This window comes from Micromonospora sp. CA-246542, assembly GCF_050942905.1.
Taxonomy (GTDB): Bacteria; Actinomycetota; Actinomycetes; order Mycobacteriales; family Micromonosporaceae; genus Micromonospora.
This window is the reverse complement of sequence record NZ_CP192040.1, coordinates 917,692-935,837: the sequence shown is the minus strand read 5'-3', so window position 1 is coordinate 935,837 and position 18,146 is coordinate 917,692. Positions and strand designations below refer to the sequence as shown.

General features: G+C 72.0%; 15 protein-coding genes and 1 pseudogene. 4 read left to right on the top strand and 12 right to left on the bottom strand.

What is annotated here, in order from left to right:
* Nucleotides 1-189: 189 nt before the first annotated feature.
* The 8 genes from ACQP0N_RS04520 to eno all read right to left on the bottom strand — a co-directional run bounded on the left by ACQP0N_RS04520 (nucleotide 190) and on the right by eno (nucleotide 6,396).
* Entirely contained in the window at nucleotides 190-717 is a 528-nt protein-coding gene (locus ACQP0N_RS04520) for an LppU/SCO3897 family protein (protein WP_433117777.1), read from the bottom strand.
* Nucleotides 718-847: 130 nt separating this feature from the next.
* Nucleotides 848-1,840, bottom strand: coding sequence for an HAAS signaling domain-containing protein (locus ACQP0N_RS04515; RefSeq protein ID WP_433117776.1), 993 nt, complete (start codon nucleotides 1,838-1,840; stop codon nucleotides 848-850).
* The gene (locus ACQP0N_RS04510) at nucleotides 1,837-2,169 is read right to left on the bottom strand and encodes a PadR family transcriptional regulator (protein WP_007455685.1); all 333 of its coding nucleotides are present in this window, start codon (nucleotides 2,167-2,169) and stop codon (nucleotides 1,837-1,839) included. The genes ACQP0N_RS04515 and ACQP0N_RS04510 overlap by 4 nt, the downstream gene beginning before the upstream one ends.
* Nucleotides 2,170-2,300: 131 nt before the next feature.
* Nucleotides 2,301-3,227, bottom strand: coding sequence for an exopolyphosphatase (locus ACQP0N_RS04505; protein WP_433121423.1), 927 nt, complete (start codon nucleotides 3,225-3,227; stop codon nucleotides 2,301-2,303).
* Between the two features lie 53 nt (nucleotides 3,228-3,280).
* On the bottom strand, nucleotides 3,281-3,802 hold the full coding sequence (locus ACQP0N_RS04500; protein ID WP_433117773.1) for an amino-acid N-acetyltransferase: 522 nt from the start codon (nucleotides 3,800-3,802) through the stop codon (nucleotides 3,281-3,283).
* Complete coding sequence (locus ACQP0N_RS04495) at nucleotides 3,799-4,356, bottom strand: DUF501 domain-containing protein (RefSeq protein ID WP_433117771.1); 558 nt, start codon at nucleotides 4,354-4,356, stop codon at nucleotides 3,799-3,801. The genes ACQP0N_RS04500 and ACQP0N_RS04495 overlap by 4 nt, the downstream gene beginning before the upstream one ends.
* Nucleotides 4,357-4,390: 34 nt before the next feature.
* Nucleotides 4,391-5,032, bottom strand: a complete 642-nt coding sequence (locus ACQP0N_RS04490) for an FtsB family cell division protein (protein ID WP_433117769.1) — start codon at nucleotides 5,030-5,032, stop codon at nucleotides 4,391-4,393.
* Nucleotides 5,033-5,112: 80 nt separating this feature from the next.
* A complete protein-coding gene (gene eno, locus ACQP0N_RS04485; protein WP_355048850.1) occupies nucleotides 5,113-6,396 on the bottom strand; it encodes a phosphopyruvate hydratase in 1,284 nt (427 codons plus the stop codon).
* Between the two features lie 213 nt (nucleotides 6,397-6,609).
* Between eno and ACQP0N_RS04480 the strand changes: the two genes are divergently transcribed.
* Nucleotides 6,610-7,302: a hypothetical protein gene (locus tag ACQP0N_RS04480; RefSeq protein WP_433117767.1), complete on the top strand. Its 693-nt coding sequence runs from the start codon at nucleotides 6,610-6,612 to the stop codon at nucleotides 7,300-7,302.
* 60 nt (nucleotides 7,303-7,362) lie between these two features.
* Here the strand turns inward: ACQP0N_RS04480 and ACQP0N_RS04475 are convergent, their stop codons facing one another.
* From ACQP0N_RS04475 to mfd, 4 genes and pseudogenes are all read right to left on the bottom strand, one after another.
* The gene (locus ACQP0N_RS04475; RefSeq protein WP_433117765.1) at nucleotides 7,363-8,982 is read right to left on the bottom strand and encodes a DUF885 domain-containing protein; all 1,620 of its coding nucleotides are present in this window, start codon (nucleotides 8,980-8,982) and stop codon (nucleotides 7,363-7,365) included.
* 99 nt (nucleotides 8,983-9,081) lie between these two features.
* Nucleotides 9,082-10,071 carry a nucleoside triphosphate pyrophosphohydrolase gene (locus ACQP0N_RS04470; protein ID WP_433117763.1) on the bottom strand — a complete coding sequence of 330 codons (990 nt, stop codon included), beginning with the start codon at nucleotides 10,069-10,071 and terminating at the stop codon, nucleotides 9,082-9,084.
* 2 nt (nucleotides 10,072-10,073) lie between these two features.
* Complete coding sequence (locus ACQP0N_RS04465; protein ID WP_433117762.1) at nucleotides 10,074-10,838, bottom strand: hypothetical protein; 765 nt, start codon at nucleotides 10,836-10,838, stop codon at nucleotides 10,074-10,076.
* A gap of 115 nt (nucleotides 10,839-10,953) precedes the next feature.
* Nucleotides 10,954-14,627, bottom strand: a pseudogene (gene mfd, locus ACQP0N_RS04460) (transcription-repair coupling factor).
* Between the two features lie 233 nt (nucleotides 14,628-14,860).
* On the opposite strand from mfd, the gene ACQP0N_RS04455 reads away from it, so the two are divergent.
* The 3 genes from ACQP0N_RS04455 to ACQP0N_RS04445 all read left to right on the top strand — a co-directional run bounded on the left by ACQP0N_RS04455 (nucleotide 14,861) and on the right by ACQP0N_RS04445 (nucleotide 18,039).
* Nucleotides 14,861-15,769 carry a cyclase family protein gene (locus ACQP0N_RS04455; protein ID WP_433117760.1) on the top strand — a complete coding sequence of 303 codons (909 nt, stop codon included), beginning with the start codon at nucleotides 14,861-14,863 and terminating at the stop codon, nucleotides 15,767-15,769.
* A gap of 59 nt (nucleotides 15,770-15,828) precedes the next feature.
* Complete coding sequence (locus ACQP0N_RS04450; protein ID WP_433117758.1) at nucleotides 15,829-16,749, top strand: helix-turn-helix domain-containing protein; 921 nt, start codon at nucleotides 15,829-15,831, stop codon at nucleotides 16,747-16,749.
* Nucleotides 16,750-17,025: 276 nt separating this feature from the next.
* Nucleotides 17,026-18,039 carry a hypothetical protein gene (locus ACQP0N_RS04445; protein ID WP_433117756.1) on the top strand — a complete coding sequence of 338 codons (1,014 nt, stop codon included), beginning with the start codon at nucleotides 17,026-17,028 and terminating at the stop codon, nucleotides 18,037-18,039.
* Nucleotides 18,040-18,146 lie beyond the last annotated feature (107 nt).

Below are 18,146 nucleotides of genomic sequence, written 5' to 3'. Positions count from 1 at the left end.
TAGCGGTCAGTCATCGTTGGCTGGTCGCCCAGTGGTCCTACGTGCCGGTAGCCTGCCACGCCGTGACCCCGGCCGGGAAGACGTCGGAACAGTGGCATTCACCTCCCGTTCGCCGGCTGGTGACCGCAGGTACGCCGACGGCGGCGGGGAATGTTCCCCGCCGCCGTCATCGGTGCTTCAGGCGTGTTATCAGGCCTTCTTGGTCAGGCAGAGCACGTAGCCCTTCTTGCCCGACTCGATGCTGTAGAAGACGTACCCCTCCTCGCCTTCCTTGAAGAACTCGTTGCAGGTGGTCTCGGACTTGGCCTGGGTCTCGGTCTGCCCGTCGAGCCGACCGACCACGTTGTACGCGGCGTCGGTGGAGGTGCACTCGACGACCTTGGCGCCGTCGACCTCCTCCTCCTTGTCGCCCTTGATCTCGGGCAGCTCGGCGATGCAGTCGCCGGCCTTCGCGTCGGCGGTCTCGTCCTTGTTCACGAAGTTGCCGATGGCCGCTCCGAGGCCGAACTTCAGGCCGGCGATGACGAGGAAGATGACGATCGCGCCGATGATGCCGAGTGCCTTCTTCCCACCGGACTTACCCTCCGGCTCGGCCGGCGGCGGCGTCTCGACGGCCGGCTGGGCCGGCGTACCGACGGCCGGCTGGGCCGGCGTCTCGGCGGCCGGCTGGGCCGGCGCTGCGTCGGACGCGGGGGGCGGTGCGACCTGCTCTGACACGGGGGTTCCTTCCGAGGGATGAATGAGCAGACGACACCGTAACGATCATTGATTTCCGGTGCCGTCCCGCTCGCCTCGTCCGTTCAGCTATTTCCCAGCATCGTGTGCATGATCTGGTTCACATCGCCCCTCAGCTCGTCCGGGTCGGAGTCGGGGTCGGCTCGTCACTCGACGTCGCGCTCGGACTCGCCGTCGGCGTCGCCACGGTCGGTGACTCGCTTGCTGACGGCGTGCTGGTCGGCACCGCTGGCGCCCCGGGCATGTCCGGGCCCCGGGGCGGCCCGAAGGGCGCCCGGTCGGGGCAGTACGGGTACGGCCGCAACAGCGGATTGCTGTACGCCTCGGCGAGTTCGAGGCAGTCCGGGTAACCGAGGCGGATGGGGTTGCCGTTCTCGTCGAAGAGCCGGGCGTTCTCCACCAGCCGACCGTCGCTGTCGTAGACGAAGACGTCCCGGATCCGGTCGTACGGGTTGTCCACCGAGGTCGGGTTGTAGCCGTAGTCGCCGTACCGCATCCGGTCCTCCGCCTGCACGAGGGCGGACAGCGCGAAGACGACCAGCACCGCGCTGCCGACCTGCACCGCCGAGCGCGGCCAGCGGGTGAGCTGGGCCGAACGGCGGCCGAGCCAGATCGAGGCGAGCACGAAGCCCACCAGCATGATCAGACCGGCGAGCAACTCCCCACCGAAGCGGGGCAGCACCCCGAAGCTGCCGCCGGTGCTGATCACCGTGAGCAGCATGGCCGCCAGGTAGCCGCGCAGCACCCACCAGCCGGGGCGCAGCAGACGGAGGAAGTCGCTCGCCGTCGCGTACCCCAGGGGTGGGCCGAGCCGGGAGTCGATCGCGCGCAGGCGGCTGCGGACCCGGACCACGGCGGCGGCGACCCGGTGGTCCAGGTTGCGACCGCCGCCGACACCGACGCCGGCAGCGGCGCGCAGCTCGGCGGCGTACGTCTCCGGCTCACCCAGTCGCTCGACGAGGGTGCCCTCACCCTCGGCGGCGACCTCGGTGAGGTGGTCGGCGAGGTCCTCGGTCAGCTCGGTGCGCCGGTCGGGCGGCACGTCGGCCAGGGCGGCGCGGACCCGCGCCACATAGTCGGTGATCTCCTGCTCCGTGACGGTCATGCCGCCAGCCCCCGATCGTCGAGCAGCGTGTCCATGGTGGTGGCGAACGAGCGCCAGAGCTTGCCGGAGCGGGTCAACTGGTCACGCCCGGCGGCGTTGAGCGAGTAGTACTTGCGGTGCGGGCCGGTCTCGCTCGGCACGACGTACGTGGTGAGCAGGCCGGCGGCGAAGAGACGGCGCAGCGTGCCGTAGACCGAGGCGTCGCCGATCTCCTCCAGGCCGGCCTCGCGGAGCCGGCGCAGGATGTCGTAGCCGTAACCGTCCTCCTCCCGGAGGACGGCCAGGACGGCCAGATCGAGCACGCCCTTCAACAACTGTGTGGTGTCCACGCATTGCACACTAGTGCGCAATGCGAAGTAGCGTCAACGACTCGGCCTCAACACGAGGTCGCCGATGTCGGGGTGTCCGGACCGGCGGGATACCGCGATATCGGCGATGTGGGGTGGATCAAAGCGGTGGGCTACTGGAGGCTCCAGGCGATGCCGTCGAGGATGTCGTGCTCCGACGCCACCACCGAGGGCATGCCGGCCCGCTCCATGATCACGCGCAGCACCAGCGCCCCCGCGCCGATCACGTCGGCCCGTCCGGGATGCATCACCGGGATCTCCAACCGCTGCGCGCTGGTCCGCGCGAGCAGGTCCGTGGTCACCCGCGCCACCTCCTCGTACGACACCCGGGCGTGGTGGATGCGCTCCGGGTCGTACCCCTGAAGGTTCTGGGCGATCGCGACCACGGTGGTGACCGAACCGGCGAGGCCGATGAGGGTGGCCGCCTCGCGGCCGGGCACCGCCGCGAGCGCCCGGTCCACGACGGCGGCGACGTCGGCCTCCGCAGCCGCGACCTGCTCCGGCGTCGGCGGATCACCCGCCAGGTGTCGTTCGGTCATCCGGACGCAGCCGATGTCCACCGAGATCGCCGACCGCACACCGGCCCGGTCACCGACCACGAACTCGGTCGAGCCGCCGCCGATGTCGACGACGAGGAACGGCTCCTGGGCGTCGGCCGGCAGCCCGCGCACCGCGCCCGTGAACGACAGCCGGGCCTCCTCGTCGCCGCTCACCACCTCGGGCGCGACGCCGAGGGTCTGCCGCACCATCTCGGTGAAGTCGGCGGCGTTGGCGGCGTCCCGCGAGGCCGAGGTCGCGCACATCCGTACCCGCTCGGCACCCAACTTCTCGATGTCGGCGGCGTACGACGCGAGCGCCACCCGGGTCCGCTCGATCGCCTCCGGAGCGAGCCGGCCCGTCCGGTCCACGCCTTGCCCCAGCCGGACGATCTCCATCCGCCGGGTCACGTCGGTCAGCGGGGCCTGCGGCCCGGCCGACTCCGCCGGCAGGTCGGCGACCAGCAGTCGGATCGAGTTGGTCCCGCAGTCGATGGCCGCCACACGCGTCGTCACCCGGCAACCCTACGACAGCCCGCCACCGACGCCGGTGAGCACTACAACCGCAGCAGCATCCGGGTGTTGCCCAACGTGTTGGGCTTGACCCGCTCCAGGTCCAGGAATTCCGCGACGCCCTCGTCGTACGAGCGCAACAGCTGCTCGTAGACCGGCTGCGGCACCGGCGCGCCGTCGATCTCGCGGAAACCGAACGAGCCGAAGAACTGGGTCTCGAAGGTCAGGACGAAGATCCGTGCGATGCCCAACTCGCGAGCCGCGTCGATCAGCTCGCGCACCAGCCGGTACCCGATCCGCTGGCCCCGGCAGGACGGATCCACGGCCACCGTACGGATCTCGGCCAGGTCCTCCCACATCACGTGCAGCGCCCCGCAGCCCACCACGACGCCGTCGTCGGCCCGGACCGCGACCCGGAACTCCTGCACGTCCTCGTACAGGGTCACGGTGGCCTTGCTGAGCAGGCGCCGGTCGTCGGTGTACGTGTCGACCAGCCGGCGGATGCCCCGCACGTCCCGGGTGCGGGCCCGCCGCACCAGGATCTGCCCCTCGGCCTGTGTGGTCATTCGCTGTCGGGCAGGTCCACGCACGGCCCGGCCGTCCACCAGGGCTCGACCAGCGCCAACGTCTCGTCGCCGAACGGGTTCACGCCGGGGCCGGCGCCCAGGGCGTGGCCGAGGTGCACGTGCAGGCACTTCACCCGGCCCGGCATTCCACCGGCCGAGATGCCGGCGATCTCCGGAACCTCGCCGATCGCGTCCCGGCGGGCGAGGTAGTCCTCGTGCGCCGCCTTGTAGTGGGCGGCCAGCTCCGGATCGGTCGCCAACCGGTCGGCCATCTCCTTCATCAGACCCGCCGACTCCAGCCGGCTGCACGCCGCGGTGGCCCGGGGGCAGGTCAGGTAGAACAGCGTCGGGAACGGGGTGCCGTCGGCGAGGCGGGGCGTCGTCTCCACCACGTCGGGCAGGCCGCACGGGCAGCGGTGGGCCACCGCCCGGGTGCCCCGGGGCGGTCGGCCGAGCTGCGCGGCCACCGCGGCCAGGTCGGCCTCGGTCGCCGGTTCCCGCTGCGGCAGGGGTACGGAATCCGCCGCCGGCTCCGACGGGGGTACGACAGTCACGGTGCTCGTCTCTCCTGGTGTGCTGGTCGGTGGGTCACTTGCCCGGCTGCTGGCTGTCCGCCGCGCGCACGCTCGACCAGAGGGTGTCGTACCAGGTCGAAGGCCCGGCCGGGGCACCCGAACCGGCCGGCTTGCCGGCGTCGCGGGCCGCGCCCTCGGCGTCGTTCATGACCACCATCATCTTCTCGCCCGGTCGACCCATGAAGAACCGCTCCCGGGCCTGGGTGATCTTGTACTCGTCGTCCTGCCACTTGGCGGCCTCGGCGGCGAGCTTGGCGATCTCCTTCTCCTGCGCCGTCTGCGCGGCCTCCATCCGTTCGATGTCGGCCTGCTGGTCGAGGTAGACCCGCACCGGGTAGGTGTACGCCAGGGCGAGCGCGATCAGCACCGCGAACAGGACGGTGGCCCGGCCGGTGAAGCGACGGGGATGGGGTGCGGCGAGCCGCTTGACGGCACCGCCACCGGCGGCGGTACGCCGGGCGGCGGCCGGACGACTCGCGGAGCGCCCACCCTCGGCGCCCCGGACCGTGCCCGGGGCGCGACCGGCGGCACCGCGTGGTTCGGCGCGTACGCCGGCGTCCCGGAGCGACCCGCGGGTGGCCCGCCCGGCACCCGGCCGGCCGGCCTGACCCGGTCGGCGGGCGGGCCGTTGACCACCCGGTGTGCGGCGCTGCATCGTCACACCCCTCCCCCGAGGCTACGTCTGTCGCGTACGTGCGCCGGGAGGCCCCACGTGGGGCCTCCCGGCAACCACACTCAGGCCGAACGGTAACGCGGGAACGCACCCGCGCCCGCGTAGCGCGCCGCGTCGGCCAGCTCCTCCTCGATCCGGAGCAGCTGGTTGTACTTGGCGACCCGGTCCGAGCGGGCCGGAGCGCCGGTCTTGATCTGACCGCAGCCGGTGGCGACCGCCAGGTCGGCGATGGTGGTGTCCTCGGTCTCGCCGGAGCGGTGGCTCATCATGCACTTGAAGCCGGCCCGGTGGGCCAGGTCCACCGCGTCCAGGGTCTCGGTCAGCGAACCGATCTGGTTGACCTTCACGAGGACGGCGTTGGCGGCCTTCTCCGCGATGCCACGGGCGATGCGCTGCGGGTTGGTCACGAACAGGTCGTCACCGACGATCTGCACCCGGTCGCCGATCGACGCGGTCAGCGTCTGCCAGCCGGACCAGTCGTCCTCGGCCAGCGGGTCCTCGATCGACACGATCGGGTACTCGTCGGCGAGCTTGGTGTAGTAGGTGCTCATGTCCTCGGCGGACTTCGCGGCGCCCTCGAAGGTGTAGGTGCCGTTCTCGAAGAACTCGGTGGCCGCCACGTCGAGCGCGAACACGATGTCGGTGCCGAGCCGGTAGCCGGCCTTCTCGACCGCCTCGGCGATCAGGTCCAGGGCAGCCGCGTTGGTGGGCAGGTTCGGCGCGAAGCCACCCTCGTCACCGAGCCCGGTCGACAGGCCCTTCTTCTTGAGCACCGACTTCAGCGCGTGGTAGACCTCCGCGCCGGAGCGCAGCGCCTCGCGGAAGGTGGGCGCGCCGATCGGCGCGATCATGAACTCCTGGACGTCGACGTTGGAGTCGGCGTGCGCGCCACCGTTGAGGATGTTCATCATCGGCACCGGCAGCAGGTGCGCGTTCGGGCCGCCCAGGTAGCGGAAGAGGCTCAGCTCGGCGCTGCTGGCGGCGGCCTTCGCCACCGCGAGGGAGACCCCGAGGATGGCGTTCGCGCCCAGCTCCGACTTGCTGTCGGTGCCGTCGATGTCGAGCATCTTCTGGTCGATGAGCCGCTGCTCGCTGGCCTCGTAGCCGATGAGCTGGTCGACGATCTTGTCTTCGACGTTGGAGACCGCCTTCTCCACGCCCTTGCCCTGGTAACGGTCGGCGTCACCGTCGCGCAGCTCGATCGCCTCGAACGCGCCGGTGGAGGCGCCGGAGGGCACCGCGGCGCGGGCCACCGTGCCGTCGTCCAGGCCGATCTCGACCTCGACCGTCGGGTTGCCCCGCGAGTCGAGAATCTCCCGCGCGACGATTCCCTCGATGGTTGCCACTGAGTCGCTCCTCGTTGTTGTGATCCGGTCCGTGGGTGGGCCGCGACGGTGCGGCTGAGGCAGGTGTTGAACGCAGCGTATCGGGCGACGAGATCGGACACGGCGTCGCCCGCGCACCCGAGTCGCCCCGCAGTGACGGACATTCCCGTATTTCCGGGCGTCAACCGGCAACGGGTTTGCGCTGCGCCGACTAGATCCACCAGGCTGGTCGCCATGCCCGCCGCCACGACCACCCTCCGCATGCTCGCCGTGTCGGTCATCGCGTCGCTCACGGTGACCGGCTGTCAAACAGTCGAGGACGCCGGCAGCGCCATGGGTCGCTCGGATCTCGTCAACGACCTCGCCGCCCGCCTCGACCGGGCACTGGAGTTGACCTACACGGCCGACTACCAACTGCCCGGCGGCCAGACCGCCGCGATCGTCCAGGCGCAGGACCCGGCCCGCTCCTCCTACACCTACCCGGGTGGGCGGCTCACCGTCACCCCCGACGCCGTCACCCGCTGCACGGCGGCCGGCGGCCGGATGGCGTGCACACTCGTCGCGCCACCCACCCCCGGCACCAAGCCCACCGTGGCCCTGTTCGACGAGGCGAACCAGCAGGGCCTCGTCACCCCACCCGTGGTGGTCGGCCTGCTGACCGCCGCCGCCCTCGACCCGCAGGCGGTGATCAAGCAGAGCGACACCACCGTCGCCGGGCACCACGCCGCCTGCGTCGAGGTGCAGCGCTCGGACGGCGACTTCAGTGCCTGCGTCACCACCGAGGGCGTACTCGGCAGCTTCCTCGGCTCGGTCGACGGCAAACCGATGGAGCTGGCGTTGAGCGACTACTCCGAGTCGGTCGAGAAGGACGCGTTCGACCCGCCCGCCGGAGCAGGCGTCATCGACAACCGCCCCGGCGGCTCCTGAACCCCGTACCCCCGGCTCCTGCGGGTTGTGCCGACGCGGCGGGTGACCGCCCGGCGTGCGTCAGACGCCGAGCAGGGCCCGCAGGTGGCGCGGCGGCGGGCAGTCGTGGGCGAGCATCGCGTCGTGCCGGTCTCGCGCCGACACGCCCTCCGGGCGGGCGGCGGCGATCTCGGCCACCTCGCTGTACCCGACGAAGTACGTGGAGAGCTGCGTCGAGGTGAGCAGGGACCGACGCCACTTGCCGGCGGCCTCCCCCTCCTCCTGGAAGCCACGACCGGTCATCAACGCCATGGCCTCGGCCTCGGGCAGTTCCTCGGCGTGCACCAACTGGTCGAGCAGTGCGTTGATGGTCATCCGGAGCTGCATCTTGAGCTGCTGCATCCGCACCGGCAGACCGCCGAAGCCGAGACCGGCCATCAGCTCCTCGGCGTACACGGCCCAGCCCTCGACGAACGGGCCGGAGCGGGCCAACGCCCGCACGCGTGTGCCGCCGACGTGACGCCGGGCGTGGGCGAGCTGGAGGAAGTGGCCGGGCATCGCCTCGTGCACGGTCAGGTTGCGGACCATGTGATCGTTGTACTCGCGGTAGAAGGAGTCGACACGCTGCGCCGACCAGTCCGCCGGGGTGGGCGCGATGCAGTAGAACGTCGGCACCGCCGCGGTCTCCAACGGGCCGGGCGAGTCGCAGTACGCCACCGCGACGCCCCGCGCGAACTCCGGCATCTCCTGGATCACGCACCGGTCGTCGACAAGGGTGACCAGGTCGTGCAGCCGGACGAAATCGGTCGCCTCGTCCAGGGTCACACCGGCCAGCTCGACGATCGTCGAGTTGTCCGGGTGCTCGGCGGCGAGCAGGTCCAGCGCCCGGCGTACCGTCTCGTCGTCGGCCGGACCACCGACCAGCTCGACGGCCGCCGCGCGGATCTCCTCGGTGACCCGATCCAGGTTGGCCCAGGCCCGGCGCTGGATCTCGGCGGCGCCCAGCTCGGTGTCGAGGGTGTGCCAGAGCCGCGCCTCCCAGCGGCGGCGGCCCAGGCGCGGGTCGCGGCCCTGACCGCTGTCGGCGGCCAACCGAGTCCGCAGCCAGGCCACGAATTCGTCCAGCGCGGCGATCGCGTCGGTCGCCGCCGGCTCGACCCTCTCGAAGCCGCCCGGCGCCTGCGCGATCAGCCCCGGTAGCTCGTCACGGATGAGCGCGGCCGTGCCGGTGAACTGCCCGACCGCCGTCTCCGCGTGGATCCGCGGCATGTCCCGCAGCGTCGCGCGTGCGGTGGCGAGGGCATCCGGTACGGCGGCGAGCCGGCCGGCGAGCTGCGTCAGGCGCACCTCGGCCGGGGCGTACGGGCGGGCCAGCAGGGGGTGCAGCAGCGGGCCGGGGTTGTGGGCCAGCGGGTCCCACTCGTGCGACCGGATCTCGGTCAGCTCGAACAGCTCCCGGTCGACGAAGGAGGTGAGCAGCGCGTGGTCGACCTGCTCGTCGACGTCCAGCGCGTCGGGGTCCAGTTCGGACAGCGCGTTCGCCGCGTCGGTGAGCATCACCCGGTCGGCAGCCAACGCGTCGGCGGACAGATCCGGAAGCCGGTCGTCGAACCGATGGTCCCCGGCAGCGGTGGCAACCCCCGGCCGCGCTTCCAGCAGTGCCTCGACAACCCGCTCAGCAAGTACCCCAAACTCCTCCACCCGCCAACCCTAGCGACCACCCCACACTTCTCTCGTTGATCATGAAGTTATTGCCCGCCGTCTCGGCGTGTCACGGCAATAACTTCATGATCGACGAGGTCAGGCGGGTGGGGATGGGGGTCGGTTTTCGGCGGCGCGGATGGTTTCGGCGTGGGTCAGGGTCGCTCGGCGGAGGGCTGCCTCCGGGTCGAGGTTGGCCTCGCGGGCCTTGGTCACCAGGGCCAGGAGGGTGGCGCCAAGCCTCGCCTCGGCGTCCGCCTGAGTGTCAGTCGGCGGGGGCGACACGGTCAGCCCCGCGCGGGCGGCGCGGTCGAGGATCTGCGCGGCCAGGGACAGGGCGGGTTGGCTGAGCGCCACGCCGTCCAACACCGAGTCGCGCGCCTTCTCGACCCGCTTGATCCGCTCCCAGTTGGCGGTGATCTCCTCCAACGTGCCCGCCTCCGCACCGGCGAAGACGTGCGGGTTACGCCGGATCATCTTGTCGACCAGGCCGCCGGCCACGTCGTCGATGCTCCACCGTTCACCCTCGGGCAGCTCCTCGGCGAGCCGCGCGTGCAGCACCACCTGGAGCAGCACGTCGCCCAACTCCTCGCGGAGCGCGTCGGTGTCGTCGGCGCTTATCGCGTCGTACGCCTCGTAGCTCTCCTCCAGCAGGTAACCCGCGAGGCTACGGTGCGTCTGCGCCCGCTTCCACGGGTCGCCGCCCGGCGAGGCCAGCCGGTCCAGCACCGCCACCGCGTCGAGCAGCCGCGCCCCCGGCGGATCCCACGAGCCGTACATCAGCTCCATCTCGGCGAGCCCCGGCTCCCGGGCCAGCCGCAGACCCAACTCCCGGGCCAGCGACTCGTCCCCGGCCGGTCCGGCCAGCCAGACCGCCGTACCGTGCGCCGCGACCGTGTCCAGCAGCGCCTGCGTGGCCGGGCCGGCCACCACGGTCACCTCGGCGCCCGCCTGCCGCACGGCCGTGGTCAATTCGCTCTCCGCGCCGGTCAGCACCGGATGCTGGCGTACGACGTCCCAGGCGGCCGAGGTCAGCAGACCGGCCGGCAGCCGGGGCGAGGTGACCAGCAGGACGATCCGCGCCGTCATGCTCAGCTGGCCGTGCCCTCGGCGTCCGGGTTGGGGCTGGACGGCGACGCGTCCGGGGTGGAGACGTCGGTGACCGTTCCGGAACCCGCCCCACCCAGCGGAATGCTCACCGCAGCGGTGTCCTCGGTGAAGCTGAGCAGCGGGAACTCCAGGGGACGGTATCGGGGGTTCACGGTGACGTCGTACCGGTCGGCCGCGTCGTTCAGGAGATGCTTGGTCGCCAGCGCACCCTGCAACTGCTCGCCGTTGAGCTGACCGGCGGCTTCCTCGTCGGTCACCTGGGGCTGGATCTTGCCGGATGCGCGTCCGGCGGCGATCACGTCGGCCATCTCCTGCGCGGTCGGTTCGACCGGCTCGGTCGGCAACCCGGACATGCAGGTGAGCAACTTCGCCACCTCGCGCGCGTATCCGGTCTCCGGGTTGAGGCCGAGCTGCTGAGCTGCCTGGTCGGCCGTCGCCTGGCCGCGCGGCTGATAGTTCTTGTCGGCGGAAAGCCGCTCGCAAACCTTGGTCAGCACCATCGTCCGAACCACGTCGGCGGCCTCGGGCAGGGTCGGTTGCGGTGCCGCCGGCTGGCCATTGGCGGAGGGCTCCGCGCTCGGCGTCGGGTTCTTGGTCCGCAGGTCCTTCATCACGTTGGCGACCTGGAGCTCGGTGATCCGCTGGTCACCGACGTAAGCGGCGACACCAGGCTCGGCACGGCAACCGGAGAGGGCGACGAGGCCGAGCGCCACAGTGGCGACGGCGGCAAGACGGCGAGCACGCATAGCGGTCACTCTCTCACGCCGTCACCCGAGGTTGTGACGCCCCCCACCTCCGCTCGACGGCGACCAGGGACGGCGCCCGCGCGACACCGCCCCCGATCGAGGAGACACCACCGACTCAGGTGGACGCACCCGCAGCGGCGAGCGGGGCGGGGGCGCCCAGGACGTCGGAGAGCAGTTGCGCACACCATTCGAGCAACGCCTGGTCGCGCAGCGGTTCGCCACCGATCCGACGGGTGCTCGGCCGGGGCACGCTGACCTGGTCGGTGGCCAGCTTGTAGACCGCGTCCGGGTGGTAGCGCTTGAGCCGCAACTGCTTCGAGTCGGGCAGCGGCAGCGGACCGAACCGCACGTGCTTGCCCTGCACGGACACGTCGGTCAGGCCGTACCGCCGGGCCAGCAGGCGGAACCGGGCCACCGCCACCAGGTTCTGCACCGGGGCGGGCGGCTCGCCGTACCGGTCGGTCATCTCGGCGACGACCTCGCGCAGACGCTCCTCGTCGCGTGCCTCGGCGAGCTTGCGGTACATCTCCAGGCGCAGCCGTTCCACGCCCACGTAGTCGTGCGGCAGGTGCGCGTCGACCGGCAGGTCGATCTTGACGTCGGTCTCCTCCTCCTGGCGCTCGCCCTTGAACGCGGACACCGCCTCGCCGACCATGCGCACGTACAGGTCGAAGCCGACGCCCTCGATGTGCCCGGACTGCTCGCCGCCGAGCAGGTTGCCGGCGCCCCGGATCTCCAGGTCCTTCATGGCCACGTACATGCCGGCACCCAGCTCGGTGTGCTGCGCGATGGTGGCCAGCCGCTCGTGGGCGTGTTCGGTGAGCGGCTTCTCGGGCGGGTAGAGGAAGTACGCGTACGCCCGCTCCCGCCCCCGGCCGACCCGACCGCGGATCTGGTGCAGCTGGGCCAGGCCGAGCAGGTCGGCCCGCTCGACGATCAGGGTGTTGGCGTTCGGGATGTCGATGCCCGACTCCACGATGGTCGTGCAGACCAGGACGTCGAACTCCTTCTCCCAGAAGCCGACCATGACCTTCTCCAGGGCTTCCTCGCCCATCTGCCCGTGCGCGACGGCGACCCGCGCCTCGGGCACCAGCTCGCGTAGCCGCCGCGCCGCCCGGTCGATCGACTCGACCCGGTTGTGCAGGTAGAAGACCTGCCCGTCGCGCAGCAGCTCACGGTGGATGGACGCGGCGACCTGCCGGTCGTCCTGCGCGCCGACGAAGGTGAGCACCGGGTGCCGCTCCTCCGGCGGGGTGGCGATGGTGGACATCTCCCGGATGCCGGTGATGGCCATCTCCAGGGTGCGCGGGATCGGGGTCGCCGACATGCTCAGCACGTCCACCGAGGCACGCAGCGTCTTCAGGTGCTCCTTGTGCTCGACACCGAACCGCTGCTCCTCGTCGACGATCACCAGCCCGAGCTGCTTGAACCGGGTGGCGGTCTGCAACAGCCGGTGGGTGCCGATGACGATGTCGACCGTGCCGTCGGCGACCATCTCCAGCGTCCGCTCGGTCTCCTTGGCGGTCTGGAACCGGGAGAGCTGCCGGATCTGCACGGGGAACTGGCTCATCCGCTCGGCGAACGTGTTGTAGTGCTGCTGCACCAGCAGGGTCGTCGGCACGAGCACCGCCACCTGCTTGCCGTCCTGCACGGCCTTGAACGCCGCCCGCACCGCGATCTCGGTCTTGCCGTAGCCGACGTCGCCACAGATCAACCGGTCCATCGGGACGGTCTGCTCCATGTCCCGCTTGACCTCGTCGATCGCGGCGAGCTGGTCCGGCGTCTCCTGCCAGGGGAACGCGTCCTCCAACTCCCGCTGCCACGGGGTGTCCGGGCCGAACGAGTGGCCCTTGGACGCCTTACGCGCGGCGTAGAGCTGGATGAGCTGCGCGGCGATCTCCCGGACCGCCTTGCGGGCCCGGGCCTTGGACTTCTGCCAGTCCGAGCCGCCCATCTTGTGCAGGGTCGGCTGCTCGCCGCCCACGTAACGGGAGAGCTGGTCGAGCTGGTCGGTCGGCACGAACAGCCGGTCACCGGGCTGGCCACGCTTGCTGGCCGCGTACTCGATGACCAGGTATTCCCGGCTGGCGCCGTTGACCGTGCGCTGCACCAGCTCGACGTACCGACCGATGCCGTGCTGCTCGTGCACCACGTAGTCGCCCGCCTTGAGCTCCAGCGGGTCGATCGTGTTGCGCCGGCGGCTCGGCATCTTGCGCATGTCCCGCGTCGAGGTGCCCCGGCCACCCGTCACGTCGTTGCCGGTCAGCAGCACGAAACGGGACGCCTCGTCGACGAAGCCGCTGGTCAGCGCGCCGCACGTGACGACCAGGTCGCCGGGCGCGGGTGCGGTGGGCACCTCCTCGGTGAGCCGCGCGCCCAGGCCCGCGTCGCGCAGGACCTCCACGGCACGCTGGGCCGGGCCGTGCCCTCGAAGACCAGCGCGATCGACCAGCCCTCGCCGGCCCAGCGCTTGAGGTCGTCGACGACCCGCGCGGTCTCGCCGTGGTAGAGCGGGGCGGGCTGGGCGGCGAGGGTCACCGCGATGGCGTCGTCCGGGGTGACGCTGGCCTGCTCGGGCGCGTCCTCCCAGGGCTGCCGCGCCTCGGCCGTCTCCGCCTCCACCAGGCCGAACGGGGACAGCGTCCACCAGGGCTGGCGGAGCGTGCCGGCGGTGGCGCGTACCTCGGCCAGGGTGCGGAAGGCGGCGGCGCCGACGTCCACCGGGGCCTGGCCGCCGACCGCGGCGGCGGCCCAGGAGGCCTGCAAGAACTCTTCAGAGGTACGCACCAGATCGTGCGCCCTCGTGCGAATGCGCTCCGGGTCGCACAGCAGGACGTGGGTGCCGGCCGGCATCGCGTCCAGCAGCAGCTCCAGCGAGTCGGGGCCGACCAGCACCGGGGCCAGCGACTCCATCCCCTCCACCGGGATGCCCTCGGCCAGCTTGTCCAGGATCTCGGCCAGCTCGGGGTGCTGCTCGGCGAGCGTGGCGGCCCGCTCGCGCACCGCCGGGGTCAGCAGCAGCTCCCGGCAGGGCGGCGCCCACAGCAGTGGCACCTGCTCGATGGTGCGCTGGTCGGCGACCGCGAAGGTGCGGATCTCCTCCACCTCGTCGCCCCAGAACTCGACCCGGGACGGGTGCTCGTCGGTGGGCGGGAAGACATCCAGGATGCCGCCGCGCACCGCGAACTCGCCGCGCTTGGTGACCAGGTCGACCCGGGCGTACGCCATGTCGGTGAGTCGGCGGGCGATCTCCTCCAGGTCCGCTTCCTCGCCGGCCGCGAGCTGCACCGGTTCCAGGTCACCGAGGCCCTTGAGCTGCGGTTGCAGCAGCGACCGGACCGGGGCGACCACCACCCGCAGGGGGCCGGTCCGGCCGTGCGCGTCGGCCGACTCGGGGTGCGCGAGGCGGCGCAACACGGCCAGCCGTCGGCCCACCGTGTCCGAGCGGGGAGAGAGCCGTTCGTGCGGCAGCGTCTCCCAGGAGGGGAAGACCACCACCTGCTCCGGCGGCAGCAGCCCGCCGAGCGCGGCGGCCAGGTCGTCGGCCTCGCGGGTGGTGGCGGTCACGGCCAGCACGGGTCGCCCGGCGCCGCCACCGCTGCCCGCGGCGGTGCTGCCGGGGCCGGCGTCGGTGGTGTCCGCGGCGACGGCCGCGACGGCGAACGGGCGCAGCGCGGCGGGAGCGGTGATGTCGAGGCCGTCGACCTGGGCGGCACCGGAGCGCGCCAGGTCACGCGCCCGGGCCAGCCCGGGATCGGCCAGGGCGGCGGAGAACAGACCGGTGAGCAAGGGAGTCCTTCCGGGGAGTCGACGCACACGACGGCGGGCCCCTCGCCCAGCCGGACGGGGGGTACGCGCCTGACCAAGCCTATCTCCGTCCACCGACACCCACCCCGTTCCGCCCAGGTCCCGCGCGCCTCACTGCCCGATCATGGGGAGCCCACCGCGACGGATCTTGGCGCGGGGTGCGGCCCGCCAGCGGGGATCTTGACCGGGGCGGGGCGCCGTGGTCGAGTGCGGGGATGGGTGAGCAGTGGCGGGCGCAGTTCGACGCGGAGGTGAGCTTCGCCAACGGCGGCAGGCTGCGTACCGAGGGGTTCCGGCTGGACGTGCCGGGGCACGAGATCAGCGACGACGACCTCGCCGCGCTCTTCGTTCGGCATCTCGGGCTGCTCATGGTCGCCGAGGTCCGGATCAGCGCGAAGACGATGATCGAGGAACCGCACAAGGGTGGCCGCGCCGTCGCCACGGCCCGCGGCGGTCGTCGGCTGGTGGAGTTGAGCCACGTCATCAGCGACGGGATGACCACCCTGCCCGGGTGGCCGGGGCCACGGATCACCGACTGGCTGACGTACGCGGCGTCCCGGGAGCGGTACGCGCCGGGCACCGAGTTCCACGTGGCCCGGATCGACATGATCGCCAACACCGGCACGTACGTGGACACCCCCGCCCACCGCTGGGCCGGTCGCGAGGATCTGACCGGGGTGTCGTTGGACCGCCTCGCCGACCTGCCCGGGGTGGTGGTCCGGGTACCGGCCGACACCCGAGCCGTGGATCGGCTGATGCTGGCACCGTACGAGGTGGCCGGGCGTGCGGTGCTGCTGCACACCGGGTGGGACGCGCACTTCGGCACCGAGCGGTACGCCGCGCCGGAGGCGCCGTACCTGAGCGAGGACGGCGCCCGGGCACTGGCCGACGCGGGCGCGACCCTGGTCGGCATCGACTCGATCAACATCGACGACATGACCCCGGCGGCGAACGGCGTACGCCCCGCGCACAGCGTCCTGCTCGCCGCCGGCATCCCGGTCGTGGAGCACCTGACCGGCCTGGACGCGCTGCCGCCGACCGGGTTCCGGTTCACTGCGGCACCGCCGATGGTGGCCGGGATGGGCACCTTCCCGGTTCGCGCCTTCGCCGTGGTCGAGAGCTGACGCCGTGGCGGTCACGGGACGCTGTGCGATGCCGAGCCGGTCGGGAGTCGGGGGAAGCTGTGCCGGCTGAGGGGATCGGCAGTGATCCGCGTCGGCACACCACCCCGGCCCGTTGGCGGGTGCTCGGGCACCCGGACGGGATGCTGATCTACCAGGCGCGCTGCATCGTCGAGAACCACGGGTGGACGGAGACCGTCACCCAGGACCATCACAAGATCATGCTGGGCCGGTCCGGGGCGTACCGGCGTCGGCTCAACGGGCGGGTCGAACTCTCCGACGCCACCTCGGTGCTGCTCACCCGGCCCGGGGACGACCTGGCCGTGGCGCACCCGTTCGGCTGCGGCGACTCGTACACCTGCCTGGAGATCGATCCGTCGGTGCTGGCGGAACGGCCGGACGCCCAGCGCTGGATGGACCGGAGCGGATGGGCGGGCACCTCGGACGCCACGCTGGACCTGGCGCACCGGCTGCTGGTGGCCGAGTTCCGGCGCGGGCTCGACCGGTTCGAGATGGCCGAACGGCTCCAGCGGTTCCTCGCCCGCCTGCTGCACCACAGCGACCTCGCCGCCGACGTGGTGGACGCCGAGGTCGAGCGGGCCGTCCGCCGACGGCCGGCGACGCTGGCCGCGCACCGGCGGCTCGCCGACCGGGCGCGGGAGGTGCTGGCCCACTCCGACTTCACGCTCGGCCTGAGCGAGGTGGCCCGGGAGGTGGGCAGCTCACCGCACCACCTCAGCCGGGTGTTCCAGCGGGTGACCGGCGGCAGCCTGACCGCCTACCGCAACCGCCTGCGGGTGCGCGCCGTACTGGACACCCTCGCCGAACCCGACGGTCGTCCGCTGGGCACGCTCGCCACCGAGTACGGCTTCGCCGACCAGGCGCACCTGACCCGGGTGGTGAGCGAGCAGGTGGGTCATCCTCCCGCGCGCCTCCGTCGACTGCTCGCCACCGCCGGGAAGGACCCGACCGTCAACGCCTGACCTCGGACCGCGGCGTGGAGGTGCCGTACCTGGGGGCGTACGGCACCTCCACGGGCGCGGGTCCGCACCGGGCTTCGGGCCTCCCCGAACAGGCCCGCGTGCCCCGGTTCGGTCATCCCGGCTGGGCGACCTCCGGACCGACGAGAACCATCGTCGCCGCGAAAGCTTGAACAGGTCTTGAAGAAAATTGCTCGTCTGCGCCGGACGGCGGTCAGGATCGGACGCCCACCGGCAGAAACGGCTCAATCAGGGCAAACCGCACCCTAGGCTGGGCTGGTGGACGAGTCGCCGGAGGTCCGGATACGCGACCAGATCCCCCGTACCGCCGGCCTGCTGCTCGGCACCCTGGCGCTGGCCGTCGGGTTCATCGCCGCCTACGTCGGCGCCCTGCACCAACCCCACCCCCGCGACGTGCCGGTCGGCGTGGCGAGCGGCGACCAGGCCGCACGAACGGTCCTGACCGCCGCTCGCGACCGGACCAACACGATCAAGGCCATCGAGTACGCCGATCCGGGCGCCGCCGACGACGGCCTGACCGGCCGCGAGGTGTACGGGGTAGTCAGTTCCACCCCCGACGGCGGGTTCGTCCTGACCACCGCCAGCGCCAGCGCGCCGGCCGCCACCGAGGTCGTCGTCCAGGTCCTCACCGCCGCCGCCGAGCAGGCCCGGATGCCACTGCGGGTGGCCGACGAGGTGCCGGTCGCCGACACCGACCCGCGCGGGCTGGTCCCGTTCTACCTGGCCATCGGGTGCGTCCTCGGCGGGTACCTGGCCTCGACCGCGCTCGGCATCTCCGTCGGCACCACTCCGCGCACCCTGCGCCGCGCGGGCGTCCGGATCGGGGCGCTCGCCGTCTACAGCGTCGTGCTCGGCATCGCCGGCGCGGTGATCGTCGGCCCGGTGCTGGACGTCTGGCACCACGACCTGCCGGCCGTCGCCGGCGCCGGCATGCTCGCCGCCTTCGCGGCCGCGATGGTGGCCGCCGCCGTGCAGGGCTGGTTGGGCGTGCTCGGCACCGGACTGGTGATCCTGCTGCTGGTGGTGCTCGGCAATCCGGGTTCCGGCGGCATCTACGCCCCGGAGTTCCTGCCCACCTGGCTGCGCGGTATGCACCGGTGGAACGTGCCCGGACTCGCCACCGATCTGGTCAAGTCGGCGGTGTACTTCGACCGGCGCTCGATCGGCTGGCCGCTGACCGGGTTGGCGCTGTGGGCGGTGCTCGCCCTGGCGGCCCTGCTCACCGCGACGGTGGTGCGGGGAGGTCGGGGATTCAACCGCGCAAGACCCTGAGGTGATCTCCGGGGTGTTCCGTCTCACGACGCGGCACGCCCGAAGCCCCTCCTGCCGGAGGGCCAGACGCGGATACCATCCAGGGAGTCGGACAGCGCTGTCCTTCG

Excerpts from the sequence above, each read along its gene's own strand:
- ACQP0N_RS04490 (WP_433117769.1), bottom strand. The coding sequence starts at position 5,032 with ATGCAGCGCCGCACACCGGGTGGTCAACGGCCCGCCCGCCGACCGGGT.
- ACQP0N_RS04470 (WP_433117763.1), bottom strand. The coding sequence starts at position 10,071 with ATGACGGCGCGGATCGTCCTGCTGGTCACCTCGCCCCGGCTGCCGGCC.
- ACQP0N_RS04465 (WP_433117762.1), bottom strand. The coding sequence starts at position 10,838 with ATGCGTGCTCGCCGTCTTGCCGCCGTCGCCACTGTGGCGCTCGGCCTC.
- ACQP0N_RS04500 (WP_433117773.1), bottom strand. The coding sequence starts at position 3,802 with ATGACCACACAGGCCGAGGGGCAGATCCTGGTGCGGCGGGCCCGCACC.
- ACQP0N_RS04515 (WP_433117776.1), bottom strand. The coding sequence starts at position 1,840 with ATGACCGTCACGGAGCAGGAGATCACCGACTATGTGGCGCGGGTCCGC.
- ACQP0N_RS04455 (WP_433117760.1), top strand. The coding sequence starts at position 14,861 with ATGGGTGAGCAGTGGCGGGCGCAGTTCGACGCGGAGGTGAGCTTCGCC.
- ACQP0N_RS04480 (WP_433117767.1), top strand. The coding sequence starts at position 6,610 with ATGCCCGCCGCCACGACCACCCTCCGCATGCTCGCCGTGTCGGTCATC.